This window comes from Bacteroides sp. FSHCM14E1 (assembly GCF_019633785.1).
Taxonomy (GTDB): domain Bacteria; phylum Bacteroidota; class Bacteroidia; order Bacteroidales; family Bacteroidaceae; genus Bacteroides; species Bacteroides hominis.
On record NZ_JADKYL010000005.1, the window covers coordinates 132906 to 148114 of the forward strand.

A 15209-nucleotide genomic window follows, 5' to 3' on the forward strand; every position below is an offset into this window, starting at 1 on the left:
TCTTTTTTATATTTAGAAAGAAACATTAATACCAAAAATCACTGTACGAGGTAATGGATATCCTCCATTATTATCTGCTTTTTCCGGTGAGAATAGGTGTTTTGCTTCTGTCAAATAGCCTAAGTTCTGACCTGTAATAGATAGTTCCACATTGCTCAACTTAGCTTTTTGCGCCCATACAGATGGTAATTTATAGGATAATGAGAGTTCACGCAGCGCCAGATAATTTCCATTATAGGCAAACATGGATGAGCTACGGCAATAATTACGTTTACCCAATTGATCGGCCCATACATAAGTTGGATATTTAGCATTCGGATTTTCAGGAGTCCATGTGTTTTTGGTCTCCTCAATGGTATTATAAGTACCTTGAGCACATGCCATGATCCACATTGTTTTCCAGTCCACTGCGGTGAATCCCAATGCATAGTCGAAACGTGCAGACAAGGTAAGGTCCTTCCAGCTTACAGTAGTATTGATACCTCCTGTCCATTTAGGAACAGTATTCCCAATTTTCACCATGTCATAATTATCAATAACTCCATCACCATTTACATCTTTCCATTTCACGTCACCCGGCTGAATCGGAAGGGCATTGGCTTTTTGAGAATCTGTTAATTTATTGTAACCTTCTGTTCCACCATAAAGAGGACGGCCACTTGAACCGTTATTACCTGTTGTCAAGTCAATCAAGTTAGCCGGGATTTCGTCTTGAGATTTATAAAGTCCTTCTGCCACAAACATGTATAGATCGCCCGGACGTTGTCCTTCCTGATATCCACCAACCCACATTTTTTCATCTCCGTTTCCAGTATAAACCTGATAAGCACTTTGACGATTTCTTTCAAGTCCATTGTCCGGCAAAGAAACAACCTTGTTTTTGTTCAAAGCACCATTCCAGTTCAAGTTCCACTTCCAGTCTTTGGAATCAATGATCCGGAATCCTAATTCAAATTCAAATCCTTGATTCTGGAACTCACCATTGTTTGAAGTAACAGAACTTACACCTGAAGTAGACGGTACTGTGATATTAGCATATTTATCACTAGTCAAACGGTTGTAATATGTCAAGTTAGCATTGATGCGATTTTCCAAAAAGCCCATATCTAAACCGACTTCAAAAGTTCTCGATTTTTCCCACATCAAATATGGGTTAGGAATGCTGCTTAACAAGAAACCGGTTGAACCATTATAGCGATTGCTGCCATAAGCTCCCTGAACTGTATAGTTTCCAACAAAGTTCTTGTTTACATTACCATTTAAACCAAAGCTGGCACGTAATTTACCGAATGAAAGAATAGATGCTGTGTTTTCCATAAATTCTTCTTTACTGAACACCCATCCCGCTGATACACCCGGAAATACTCCCCAACGGTTTTCTTTAGCTAATTTGGAATATCCATCCCGTCTTAAAACCAAAGAAAGCAGATACTTAGATTGGTAGTCATAATTAACACGTCCAAAGAATGACATAATACGTTGACGAGAATGTGAAGAGTCTATAGAACGCATTCCTTCCTCTTTTGAGGTGTATTCCAAATCCATAAAATCATCGGTGGGAGCTCCAGAACCAGAAGCACTGAATCCCTTGCCGTATGAATCATAGTATTCAAAACCAACCATTGCATCCAAGAAGTTGTCCTTATTGATCTGATAATTATAGTTCAATACGGCATTATATGTTTGGTCTAAAGTACGGCTATATGAAGCAGAGGTGGCGTGAGATGTAATCAAGTTACCCGGAGAGCTCAAATAGTCTTTATTAAAAGCTTCTGTTTTTTCTTCGGAATAATACCAGATGGCTCCTAATTTCAATGAGAGACCTTTCATGAAATCAATTGTGAAAGATTGATTCATCGTAAACTTATCCGTATTATTATCACGAACGAATTGCTTAAAATTGTATTGTTGGTTACCATCACCGGAGTTCGGTCCTAATAGCATATCTCCATCTGCATTATAACCACGGAAAGTAGGAGGTAATGAAAGACAGCGTGAGAAATAGTTAGCCTCAGCTGTTTGCGATGCAGGAAGTCCGTTCCAGGTCGCATCTGCAAAATTGAAACTTGAATTAGAAGTTAACCATTCCTTAAGTTTATAATCAGCATTAAAAGTAAAAGTAATTCGTTGATACCAGTTACCTACTGCTGTACCCTCACTCTTATTGTAGCCCAAGCCGGCATAATAACTTCCTTTATCATTACCACCGCTTACGCTTAAGTTATAATCCTGAGAGAATGAAGGTGTGTTTATATTAAAATCGGCAATGTCTGTATTTTTATAAATAATTTTATCTCCATATACCGGGTCAATCATAGTCTGCCATCCTTGATTGAGCAGAAAAGATAGATTATCTGAATAGATCATCGGACTCCAAATAGCAGAACTTGTTTTATTTCCGTCTAATGGCGTTACACCATCCTTGTCAAAATATAAATTACCTGTTCCATAAGGAGTTGCAGTAGTCAATCCGCTTAGAGAAGACCATCCTTTCACATTAGCTCCGTCCGGGTGTTTCATATCTCCAACGTAAGCATTCATATAACCTGTACGCATCCAATAAAGGTAATCACCGGCATTCATAAAGTTATAAGAATCCTTGAAGTAGTTCAAGCCAAACTTTGCTTTTAGATTTACCTCTGCTCTACCCGCCTTACCACGTTTTGTTGTTACAAGTACTACACCATCATTAGCACGTGCACCGTAAATAGCAGTTGCACCGGCATCTTTCAACACCTCCATTGATTCAATATCATCCGGATTAATATCACTCAGCGAAGAGCGTACCTGACCGTCAATTAAGATCAGTGGAGAACCGGAACCATCAAAGTTCGTACCACCACGGAGTACTAAAGTTGGAGCACTACCCGGATTACCCGAAGTCTGACTTACTGACAAACCTGCTACAGCACCGGAAAGAGCTTGAGCCGGATTAGTAAACATACCTTGTTTTAAAGTTTCCTCTTTTACTTTGGCTATGGAGTTAGTCACTTTAGAACGCAATTGTTTACCGCCATAACCTGTTACAACCACTTCATCCAACATTTCAGAATCTTCCTTCAACTTAATATTAAAAGAATTTCTGCCCTTTACATCGATCGTTTGAGGCTGATAACCAACATAAGAGACTTTGATCTTTCCGTTGGGATCGACCATTAATGTAAACTTGCCGTCAATGTCGGTAATTACACCATTGGTAGTGCCGACCTCGACAACACTTGCTCCGATGACTGTTTCACCGGTAGCATCTGTAACCACACCTGTGATTGATTTCTTTTGCGCCATGGCTCCGATGGAACATAACAAGCACAAAATCAAGAAGATGGTTTTCTTCATAAGTATTGCTTTTTGAGTTAATAATAAAGATGTTTATATGTGTTTTTAAAACTGTTTACTAAGTTCTATCGGGACGGTAGGCGAAAAATGGAAGGAGAAGAAAAAGAGAGTAAGCAGGAAAGAAGCTGATATACAGAGATATACAATTTGTTTTTTAAGCCCCAAAAGGCTAATATAAGTGAGAAAATAACTTTTTTCGGACGGTAGACTAATGGTATAAAACAACAGATAAATGTTATAAAAATGCAATATAAACATTACTGTGGACAAGAACAGGGGAAAAAGAAAGTCATTAGAAATAATATTGATAATTATTTACAATACATACATTCTAACACAATAGAAAAAGCAATGCCACTATTAACATTTTATAGTACTAAGTGACGGATACTTGAAGGAAAATAAATTCAGCTATACTTATAGAGATAATTATTTAAAGAAAAAGCTTCATAGAGTTTATATTTAAGGCAGTACCCAAGTATACAGAAAGATACTCAGATACTGCCTTTTCAATTTGTGCAGCATGCTCGTGCAACAAAAAAGAAACTAATCGGTTTTATACAATATACCTATCGGTCTTTTTTATTTTCTATATTGTCCAATTTAAGAACCCATGCATAATCACAAGGTAATTCATCTGCGTACAGAGAAGGCATTGTGATTTCAAGATCATTACCTTTTTGTTTCCAAAGAACTTTCTTATCTGATCCTAATAAAGCAATCTTAGTCTTATTCCTTGTTTGAACGTTTTTCAACACAATTTTATTTTTAGGATATTGAGATAAAATAGCGTATACGTTTTCTCCCTTTGGGGTGAAAAAAACTTCTTTTACCGCATATCCGGGCTCCGGATCGACTGTCTGTTTCAATATAGCATCTCCACTGACATAATGCTTTTCTTTTGATTTCCACTCCCTGTTACCCTTAGTCCATTGGCATGAACGGTTCCAAGCACGTATGACTTTTATTATTAATTATTGGATACAATTTCCAGAAAGAATAATTAGTTTGCTATTGGAAGATAAATATAAAATAAAAAACAAACCTTCATTTTTACAATAATGGGACTTATCCCTGGTAATACAGAAATAAGTCCCATGCCACTTTTAAATATCTGAGAAAATCTTTCTCCAGTATATCGAATAATTTCTATTTAACATACCCTGGAGTTTGCTCCAACTTGGGATCTTTATTTAGCATTTCAGTTTCAATAGGCCAAAGTACTTTATATGCTTCAGTAGCCTCATTCAAAATAGGAGTGCCGTCTACGCTTCCTTCTGTACAGAACACCAGTGGCTTTCCGCCTTTAGTTAGGGTCATACGTAATACATCCCACCAGCGCTGTCCTTCACCAAGCATTTCTTTATCTTTTTCGTGAAGAATCGCTAATTCATTAGTTGTGAAATCAGCATTCTCATAACCATATTTAGCCTTATCCCAAGCCTTGCCATAGGCACGTTCACGAACAAAATTAATGTATTTAGCAACATCTCCTCCTTGCATATTTTCAACCTCAGCCATCATCAGATATACACCTGCCAAACGATATAATACAGCATCAGCATCCCATACATATTGATTGGTTGTTTGATTGAAATGTCCCATAATCTTTTTAAATATGGTGCCTTGTAGTTTATTCGTTTCTTTGTGATAAGCACTTAAGAACGAAGCATCCCGACGAGTATCTATTTTATCATACGCAAGGAAGAACTGTGATTTGTATTCAATGCGCTGTTGCCCGGTTGTACCAACTTTCAAAGTATCTCCCATAAGTTTTCCGTTTTCATCATTATAACCTACAGTCTTAAAGTTTCCTGTTTGAAAATTATATATGTAGGTAGTATAGCTATTACTAGCTTCCCCCTCAGCATATCTAACAGCCATAATAATTTCAGAATTACCTTTATTAGTTACATCAAAAACACTACTATAAGATGGTTGTAACGTTAAGTTATAATTACTCATCAAATTATTAAGATGTGTTTTTGCTATTTGCAAATCAGTTTCATTTGCTTTGTTATCATCAATTGATACCTTTGCATTCCACAGATAAACTTCTGCTGCCAGATATTCTGTAGCTGCTTTGGACCAATAAGCCTTTTTATTACCTCTGTTGTAAGGATCAAAAGAGTTATTATCACCAAAATACTTCAGGGACTCAGTCAAGTCTGATTTTATCTGTCCCATCAGAGTGGATCCACTTGCACGTCCTGCATACAACTCTTCCGGATTAAAGTTCCCATTAACGACCGGATTAGGATCCAAACGCAAAGGGGCAGTTCCATATATCCTGTATAAATCAAAGTAATAATAAGCACGCAAACCATAAGCCTGACCTAGGTAGTAACTTTTTTCGTCTTCGGTCATATAAGTTGCATCCTTTGTGTTTTGTAAGAAGATATTTACATTAGCTATCATTCCGTAAAGTTCTCCAAATTTGCTTACTCCCGAACTTTGTGGGGTTAATTGTTGAGTGACCAATTCACCATATGATAGAGAAGTACCGTCTACAGCAGTTCCCACGATACTTGTGCCGCCTCTTGATTCTCCAAAAGTATATTGATGCTGAAAAATCTTATCACGGAGATTTTTATGCAATCCATCCATATAGGCCTGCACATGTTCTGGTCTTTTCCAATAGTTTCCTGTACCATAAGAGTCAATAGGTGCCAAATCGAGTGAATCACAAGCACTGTACAAGCAGACAGTAACTGCCAAAACTCCTAATCGTATCATTATTTTAAAGATGTTCATATAATCATTCTTTTAAAGGTTTGTAAATTTAGAAAGTCAGATTCACACCAAATAACACCGTACGAGGCAATGCATATCCTGAACCTACTTTTCCGTTAGCTCCAGTTTCTGGTGATGAAACATTCTTTGCTCCTGTAATATATCCCAGGTTCTGTCCAGTTATGGACACTTCAGCACGTTGCATTTTGGCAGCACTCGCCCACTTCTGAGGAAGAGCATAACTCAGTGACAGTTCACGTACAGCTAAATAGTTCCCTTTGTAAGCAAACAAGGTTGATGGAGTATTGTAGTTATTCTTACCCAATTGATCTGCGTATAAGAAACGAGGGTATTTAGCATCTGGGTTTGATTCTGACCATGTATCATAGTATAAAGTAGGTACATTATACGAACCTTGCATACATCCCATATACCATGGTGTCTTACTCTGATCTGAGTTTTCATACACCCAGAAATCAAGTGCAAAGTCGAAACGAGCATATAGTTTCAGTCCTTTCCATGAAAGAGTTGTATTGAAACCACCCATCCAATGTGGATTCATATTTCCTACTTTTACTTGATCGAATTGATCGATGGTGCCATCGCCATTTACATCATGCCATTTTACATCACCAGGCTGGATCGGAAAATTCTTTTTAGCATCTTGTTCCTCCGCACTAAGTTTATTCCAAGCTTCTGGACCATAGTAAGTTACTGACCCCATATGTTTTACAATCAGATTACCAGGAATTTCATTATATGATTTGTAAATACCATCTGCTTTATAAAGATAAAGCATGTTGGGTTCACGACCTTCCTGATAACCATCTACCCACATTTTTTCGTTACCTTTACCAGAATAAATCTCATAAGCATCTTGCCGATTTCTTTCAAGTCCATTATCTGGTAATGAAACAATTGTATTTTTATTATATGAAATATTACCAGATGCAGACCATGACCAATCTTTATTCTCAAAAATCTTACCGGACAATTCAATTTCAAGACCGCGGTTACGCAGTTCACCATTGTTATTAGTCACAGAAGAGAATCCCGTTGAAGTAGGAAAACTCAAACTAGCATATTTGTCGGATGTCAAACGATTATAGAATGTAAAATTAGTAGTCAAACGATTATCGAAGAAGCTCATATCAATACCAGCTTCAAAGGTAGCAGTCTTTTCCCATCTTAAACTCGGATTCGGAAGTTTACTGATAAGATATGCCAAATTTCCATTATAGTTAGTGGTAGGTCCATAAGCTCCTTGCAAATCGTATTCACCAATCCCTGATGCATTACCATTAATACCATAACTCATACGCAACTTACCAAATGACATTACCGGAATCGTATTTTTGATGAAATCTTCACGACCGAAAATCCATCCGGCAGATACACCTGGGAAAAATCCCCAACGATTATCGCCTAGCAAAGAGGAATAACCGTCACGACGGAATACTGCTGATAACAGATATTTTGATTTATAATCATAATTCAGACGTCCGAAGAAAGATAAGATTCTCAATTTTTTATGTTCTGAATCAATAGAACGTTTGTTTGCTCCTGGATCAGTTAAACCAAGGTCTGGCAAATCATCTGTTGCCGCACCTTGTCCTGAAGCTTTAAATTGACGATAATACTTATCATAGTATTCTGTTCCAAGCATCAATTCGACATTATGGTCTTTAAAGAATGTCTGTTTATAGTTTAATACCGCATTGTAGGTCTGTCTAAAATCACGGGTATACTGCATTGAACTTGAACGGGTTCTATCATAATTCCCAGGATTCTTTTCGTAGTCTTTTGTGAATTTTTCCTGTAAATCTTCTGAGTAATACCAGTTTGCATTCAAATTAACCGATAAGTTTTTCAACAAATCAATTTTAAACGACTGTATCATTGTGAATTTATCAGACTGTAAATCTTGCCACCATTTATCCGGTTGGTAAGACTGATTTCCATCTGCCGTACCTGGACCTAACACCATATTTCCTTCTTCGTCCTCAAAAATCACAGTAGAAGGTAACGAACGAATACGACCAAAATAATTTGCCTCTGATCCATTGGAACCAGGCATACTTTCCCAATTAGCGCGGTTATAGTTTAACGATGATGTACTTGTTAGCCAATCTGCTATTTTATAACTTGCATTTGTCACAAATGAGTAACGTTCATAAAATGTATTAATAGGTATACCTTCCTGACGATTATATCCGATACCTGCATAATAACTTCCACGATCATTCCCACCAGACATATTTATGTTATAATCTTGTGATAATGCCGGATTGTTTAGATTATATTTATCCAGATTGGTATCTTTATAAATAATATCTTTTCCAGTAATAGGATCAACTACCGTCTTCCATCCCTTTTGAAGCAACCACGAGTTTTCATCATTTAAATACATTGTACTATATGCTGATTTACCATATACATTACCTGTACCATAAGGCTGTGCACCGTCAAGAGCACCATTCGCATAAACACCGTATCCCTTTGTATTACCGGCTTTATCAACAAATAAATTACCTGCATCATAAACAGCTTGTCTTAACGCTTTGATATATTCTCCACCATTAAGAAAGTCATAAGGAGTATATGCGTAATTCAGACCAACTTTAGCTTTAAAGTTTATCTCACGAAAACCTTGTTTACCCTTTTTAGTTGTTACAAGTATTACACCATTACTGGCACGCGCACCATAAAGTGCAGTCGCACCGGCATCCTTAAGTACATCCATGGACTCAATGTCCTCAGGATTAATGTCATTTAGTCCGTCACGAAGCTGGCCGTCTACAATTACCAAGGGAGAACCTGTGCCATCCAGATTAGTTCCTCCACGAAGAATAATAGTTGGTGCTGCTCCTGGATTACCGGAACTTTGAATAACTTTCAGTCCTGACACCGCTCCAGATAAAGCCTGAGCTGGATTAGAGAACAAACCTGTTGTCAAAGCTTCCTCTTTTACTTTAGAGATGGAGTTAGTTACTTTAGAACGAAGCTGTGTTCCGGAATATCCTGTGACTACTACTTCATCCAGCATTTCAGAGTCTTCTTTCAACTTAATATTAAAAGAATTTTTGCCTTTTATGTCGATTACTTGAGGCTGATAACCAACATAAGATACTTTGATCTTTCCATTGGGATCGACCATTAACGTAAACTTGCCGCTAATGTCGGTTATAACACCATTGGTGGTACCGACCTCGACAACACTTGCTCCGATGACTGTTTCACCGGTAGCATCCGTAACCACACCTGTGATTGATTTCTTTTGCGCCATGGCTCCGATGGAACATAACAAGCACAAAATCAAGAAGATGGTTTTCTTCATAAGTATTGCTTTTTGAGTTAATAATAAAGATGTTTATATGTGTTTTTAAAACTGTTTGCTAAGTTCTATCGGGACGGTAACCCAAATGTGGAGAAATGGAACAATAAGCACATTTAATAAACAGCTAACATACAGCAATTTAAATAATTCACATAATTATAAAAAAGAAAAAAATAGACCCATTATTTATAAATATTAGCGGTAGCATAGGGGTATAAATGACAAACAAATAAGGTTATATTATAAATATAATCTTCATAATTAACTTATATCATAATAGACAAGACGTTAGTTCAAAATAGTTGACATATATAAATTGGCATATCGAAAAGAACACAATCAGCTATTAACATTATTATACAAAGCGTCAGAGGAATCTTATGAAACATTGTACTTGAAATAATAGAAATAGAGTTATCTTTGTAACCGCGGTTACAGTAACGCCCGTTACAAAGTAAGGACTAAATAAACAAAGAATATGAAGTTTTACAATAGAGAGAATGAATTAGCTGAATTACAAAGGATACAAGAATTATCTTTTGGAGAGAACTCTCGTCTGACAGTAGTTACCGGAAGAAGAAGGATAGGTAAGACAAGTCTTATTATGAGAGCCTTTGAAAAAACTTCTACTATCTATTTGTTTGTGGGGAGAAAAAATGAGGCATCTCTATGTCGGGAATTCATAACCTTAGTTTCCCAGGCACTTGATATTTATGTACCAGAAGAAATATCGACTTTCAAATCCCTCTTTCGGTATATTATGGAAGCTGCTACCAGACAATCATTCAATTTGGTTATAGATGAGTTCCAAGAATTCTACAATATCAATAAGTCAATTTATAGTGATATACAAGATATCTGGGATCAGTATAGACAAAAAACCCACATGAATTTCGTTGTGAGTGGCTCTATTTATTCGTTAATGGAAAAGATTTTTCATAATGAAAAGGAGCCGCTTTTTGGCCGTGCTGACAACATTATAAAACTTTCTGCTTTCAGTCTGAATGTATTAAAGAAGATCATGAAAGACTATCATCCCCAATATACAAATGATGATTTATTGGCACTATACTCATTTTCTGGTGGAGTTCCTAAATACGTCGAATTATTTTGTGATAACAGAGTGTTAACTGTTGATGAAATGATCGATTTCATGGTCAGAGACAACTCCCCCTTTACAGATGAAGGAAAAAATTTATTAATAGAGGAATTCGGCAAGAATTACGGTACTTACTTCTCAATCCTGAGCGCCATCTCTGGCGGATATAATACTCAGACGGAAATAGAAGCACTACTTGGCGAAAAGAGTCTGGGCGGTTATCTAAAGCGATTAATTGAAGACTATAACATAGTAGTACGCCAACGTCCTGTCTTTTCTAAAGAGGGTTCTCAAACTGTCAGATATGAAATATGCGATAACTTTATTCATTTCTGGTTTAATTATTTCGATAGAAATCGTTCACTCATTGAAATAAAAAACTTCGTTGGCTTACGAAAATTAATAAAAGCTGACTATCCGACATATTCAGGAAAAATCCTGGAACAGTATTTTAAGCAAAAATATGCTGAAAGTTATGAGTTCCGTCTTATTGGTTCGTGGTGGGAGCCCAAAGGCAATCAAAACGAAATTGACATTGTAGCTATTTATTTAGATAACAAAAGTGCAATTGTAGCAGAAGTCAAACGTCAAAAAAAGAATTTCAAGCCAGAACTTTTCCAAAAGAAAGTGGAGCACTTAGAGAATAAAGTTTTGGCTAAATACCAAATAAATACAGTCTGTTTATCATTAGAGGATATGTAGTAGATAAATGTTCATTAGTAAAATGATAAAAGTATCTCGCTATGGAGCAGCCTGTTTTTTGAATACCCCTTTTATCAATTTGATATATTGGTACAGATCTGACATTTTGTATTTCTTGATGTCTCTACATCGTGCTAATCAGAGGGATGAGAGGAACCAGAATAGAAAAAACAAAATCTGAACCGTTTTATCAAATCAAAGGAAAAGTGAAATCACGATTCTACGATCAAAAAGCATATTTTTACCGACTTACGATTTACTTTTGCATAGAGATATTTCAAAAAAGGAACATAGCCACATATTTCTTTTTTCTTAATTTCATTGTCAAATAGAACATATAAAAGATTATTTTCACACTCTTAGCAGTGATTTAGACCGTCTGTTGACAGAGAACTAACAACTTGTTTTCAAGAAATTAATTTCGTATCTGTACGAAGTTAACTTCTTGAAAACACAAAGTTAACATTCTGATTTTAGCCAGTTAATATCTTCCGGTAGCAGTAATGAATTTATATACATTACTTTTGCCAATACAGTATATTATTCCTCAATTTATTCATATTATCTTCTATTTGTAGGATAGGAGATAATATTACAGGATTCTCAAACAAATAAAATACTATCTTTTTGCATCATATCTTATACTGTCACTTACTATATGTCCAATTGTATATTTCAACAATTAAAAGGAGTATATCAAAAAATAAAACTATATTTGTAAAACCTATAAAATTTAAATCACATGAAAAATATTTTTTTAACAATTGGAATATCACTGTTTTTTAATGGCAGCCTATATGCTCAGTCCGATGGCTGGTCTCCTAAGGATCATAATTTAATCACGTCTGCACGTGAGGACGGGCGATTTTTAAGCTCTTATGGTGTAGTGCACGCTATGCTCAGAAATACTAAGCCATGTTATGCTTTTCATGATGACTTCTCTCCCAAACAATTTCGAAAATGGCAAAAAGGACTTCGCCATGCGATGGAAGAAATAATGAAATTTCCTCAAATAAAAAATTCTCCTGCTCCTGTTTGTATAAAAAGAGAACAGCGGGAAGGTTATCGATTAGAAAAATGGGAATTTTATCCGCTTCCTGAATGCGTTTCTACTTTTCTTGTTTTAATACCTGATAATATAAATAAACCCGTACCTGCCATTTTATGTATTCCCGGTTCCGGAGGAAATAAGGAGGGACTTGCAGGTGAACCGGGGATAACTCCCCAATTGGACGACCGGTACAAAGATCCGAAACTGACCCAAGCCCTCAACTTTGTAAAAGAAGGATATATAGCGGTAGCAGTAGATAACCCGGCTGCCGGAGAAGCCTCAGACCTGGAGAGATATACTTTGGGCTCTAATTATGATTACGATGTTGTATCTCGCCATCTTTTAGAATTGGGATGGAGCTATTTGGGATACGCTTCATATTTGGATATGCAGGTTTTAAACTGGATGAAGACCCAGGATCATATTCGTAAAGATCGCATTGTAGTAAGTGGATTTTCTTTGGGAACCGAACCTATGATGGTATTGGGTACGCTTGATACTTCAATTTATGCTTTTGTTTACAATGATTTCTTATGTCAAACTCAAGAACGGGCGGAAGTGATAACTATGCCTGATAAAAACGGACGCCGTCCATTCCCTAATTCCATACGTCATTTAATACCTGATTTTTGGAAAAATTTCAATTTTCCAGACATTGTAGCAGCTTTGGCACCCCGTCCTATCATACTGACTGAAGGGGGATTAGATAGAGACTTGAATCTTGTAAGAAAAGCGTATGCTATAGCAGGCGCTCCCGATAACGTGAAAGTATATCATTATAAGAAATTCGCAGATCCAAATACACGAAAAAATGTAGAATACTTACCTGAAGGACTGGATCGTAATGAATATTTTCGAATGGTAAATGTAGATGGTCCCAATCATTATTTTAAATCAGAACTGGTTGTACCATGGTTGAGAGAATTATTGGAAGAAAGATGAAATGTAGTAATTGAAACCTAAATAAACAATCAATTTTAATTGAGGAGACGGAAAACAAAAACAGGAAGAAAAGAATTTTGTTATCCGCCCTCTCATATCACCATGTATACTGTTCGGTACATGGCGATTCTTTATCTATGATACAATTTACTGTAATACTCCACCAAAGTGGGATATTTCGCCTGTTTCAGTTTGTCATTATTCAAATCAGAGGACGGATAAACGGAATCTACCTTTATGCAGATAGATAGTTATCGAGCTCTGTCTCGTCTTAATGGACGGACAAAAGACATGCCGTATACTAAACAAAGTACACGGCATGTTGGCAATTAAGATTAATCGTATTTAATAATACCTATTCTTGTTTTTTATAAGTAGCATACCCCGGAGTTTGATAAATCAAAGGATCATTACCCAATAAGGTTTTGTCAACCGGCCAAAGCACTTTATGAGCCTCAGTTGTTTCGTCTAAAGCAGGCGTATCTGTTCCAATGCTTCCCTCTTTACAAAAAACGAGATGTTTTCCTCCTTTAGTCAATGTCATGCGACGAATATCCCACCAACGCTGTCCCTCTTGAATGAACTCTTTATCTTTTTCATGAAGAATCGCTAATTCATTTGTTGTATAATCAGAGTTTTTATATCCGTATATTGCCTCATTCCAATTAGTGCCATAAGCACGTTTACGAACAATATTAATATATTGAGCAACATTTCCTCCTTGCATATTCTCAATTTCGGCAAGCATTAAATAGACAAGTGGCAAGCGATAAATAATATAATCACCACAATAGATACGGCTTCCCTGAGCATTCACATAACCAATGTTTTTACGAACATGCGTTCCTCTTAAGGTCAGCTCATTTGTCTCAACATTTTTATTATACGAAGCAATAAATGTAGCTTCACGCCGCGTATCTGTTACATCAAAACTATTATAAATTTCATGTTTATATTCCAACTGCTGACTACCTGTATTGGCAATATTCAATGCATCAAGAAATTTTTCACCATTAGCTAAATAATTATCTTTAGTACTTCCAGTAGCCATTGCATAGGTGAACAAATTATTGTTATTAGTGGCCTCACCTTCTGCATATCTAACTGCAAATATGATTTCAGAATTTCCTTTTCCATTTTTGGCATCGAATACTGATGAAAAGTCATCTAACATTTTCAGTCCATAATTGCTCAAGACGTTTTGCAAATGTGTTTTTGCTATTCCCAGATTCGATTCATTCGCAGAATCATCTCCAGTAGATACCTTGGAAATCCAAAGATAAACCTCACCCATCAAGCACTCAGTAGCGGCTTTGGACCAATATCCCTTTTTATTTCCACGATTATTTGGATCAAATGAGTTATTATCACCAAAATACTCCATGGATTTATCCAAGTCTTTTTTTATTTGATCCATGACTTCTTTGGGAGTAGCACGCGCCATGTATAGTTTATTGGGGTCAATAACTCCTTCTACTACATCTGCAGAGAGACGTAAAGGTACACCACCATAAGTGCGATACAAATCGAAATAGTAAAAGGCTCTTAAACCATAAGCTTGTCCAAGGTAATATCCTTTTTTGGTATCGTCCATATAGGTGGCATCCGTTACTCTGGCGATAAAGAGGTTTATATTAGTCAACCGCCCAAAAATATCACCAAATTTATTAATGCCTCCAGTATGGTCTTCGTCAAAATTCTGTAATTTTATGTCACCATATAACATACCCATGCCATCGGCACTAGTACCGGAACTTATTAAAGCACCACCACGGGCTTCTCCCCAAATAAAAGTATGCTGAAAGGCCGCATCACGTAAATGCTTATGTATACCATCCATATATCCTATTACGTGTGCTTCTGTTTTCCAATATGAACCACTCCCATAGTAATCAATCGGGGAAAGATCTAATTTATCGGCACAAGAAGTACAAAGTACTCCGGAAGAAGCTGCCAGTAGGCTATATAATATTGTAGATTTTATTCTTTTCATATTTATTCTATTTAGT

6 protein-coding genes and 1 pseudogene are annotated in these 15209 nt (G+C 36.4%); 2 read left to right on the forward strand and 5 right to left on the reverse strand.

Features of this window, described 5'->3' with window-relative positions; genetic code table 11:
- Positions 1-12: 12 nt before the first annotated feature.
- The 4 genes and pseudogenes from ISX59_RS09925 to ISX59_RS09940 all read right to left on the reverse strand — a co-directional run bounded on the left by ISX59_RS09925 (position 13) and on the right by ISX59_RS09940 (position 9406).
- Positions 13-3336 carry a TonB-dependent receptor gene (locus ISX59_RS09925; protein WP_032530380.1) on the reverse strand — a complete coding sequence of 1108 codons (3324 nt, stop codon included), beginning with the start codon at positions 3334-3336 and terminating at the stop codon, positions 13-15.
- Between the two features lie 569 nt (positions 3337-3905).
- Positions 3906-4292, reverse strand: a pseudogene (locus ISX59_RS09930) (alpha-L-fucosidase C-terminal domain-containing protein); the annotation flags it as partial.
- Positions 4293-4485: 193 nt separating this feature from the next.
- Positions 4486-6090: a RagB/SusD family nutrient uptake outer membrane protein gene (locus ISX59_RS09935; protein WP_005786633.1), complete on the reverse strand. Its 1605-nt coding sequence runs from the start codon at positions 6088-6090 to the stop codon at positions 4486-4488.
- 28 nt (positions 6091-6118) lie between these two features.
- Positions 6119-9406, reverse strand: coding sequence for a TonB-dependent receptor (locus ISX59_RS09940; RefSeq protein ID WP_044301595.1), 3288 nt, complete (start codon positions 9404-9406; stop codon positions 6119-6121).
- Positions 9407-9884: 478 nt separating this feature from the next.
- Between ISX59_RS09940 and ISX59_RS09945 the strand changes: the two genes are divergently transcribed.
- The gene (locus tag ISX59_RS09945; RefSeq protein WP_137569058.1) at positions 9885-11207 is read left to right on the forward strand and encodes an ATP-binding protein; all 1323 of its coding nucleotides are present in this window, start codon (positions 9885-9887) and stop codon (positions 11205-11207) included.
- A 742-nt stretch (positions 11208-11949) separates the two neighbouring features.
- On the forward strand, positions 11950-13200 hold the full coding sequence (locus ISX59_RS09950; RefSeq protein ID WP_220575865.1) for an alpha/beta hydrolase family protein: 1251 nt from the start codon (positions 11950-11952) through the stop codon (positions 13198-13200).
- Between the two features lie 355 nt (positions 13201-13555).
- Here the strand turns inward: ISX59_RS09950 and ISX59_RS09955 are convergent, their stop codons facing one another.
- Positions 13556-15193, reverse strand: a complete 1638-nt coding sequence (locus tag ISX59_RS09955; RefSeq protein ID WP_186993827.1) for a RagB/SusD family nutrient uptake outer membrane protein — start codon at positions 15191-15193, stop codon at positions 13556-13558.
- Positions 15194-15209 lie beyond the last annotated feature (16 nt).

Bases quoted from the DNA above. Each gene is read 5' to 3' on its own strand.
- ISX59_RS09925 (WP_032530380.1), bottom strand. From the start codon at position 3,336: ATGAAGAAAACCATCTTCTTGATTTTGTGCTTGTTATGTTCCATCGGA.
- ISX59_RS09935 (WP_005786633.1), bottom strand. From the start codon at position 6,090: ATGAACATCTTTAAAATAATGATACGATTAGGAGTTTTGGCAGTTACT.
- ISX59_RS09940 (WP_044301595.1), bottom strand. From the start codon at position 9,406: ATGAAGAAAACCATCTTCTTGATTTTGTGCTTGTTATGTTCCATCGGA.
- ISX59_RS09945 (WP_137569058.1), top strand. From the start codon at position 9,885: ATGAAGTTTTACAATAGAGAGAATGAATTAGCTGAATTACAAAGGATA.
- ISX59_RS09950 (WP_220575865.1), top strand. From the start codon at position 11,950: ATGAAAAATATTTTTTTAACAATTGGAATATCACTGTTTTTTAATGGC.
- ISX59_RS09955 (WP_186993827.1), bottom strand. From the start codon at position 15,193: ATGAAAAGAATAAAATCTACAATATTATATAGCCTACTGGCAGCTTCT.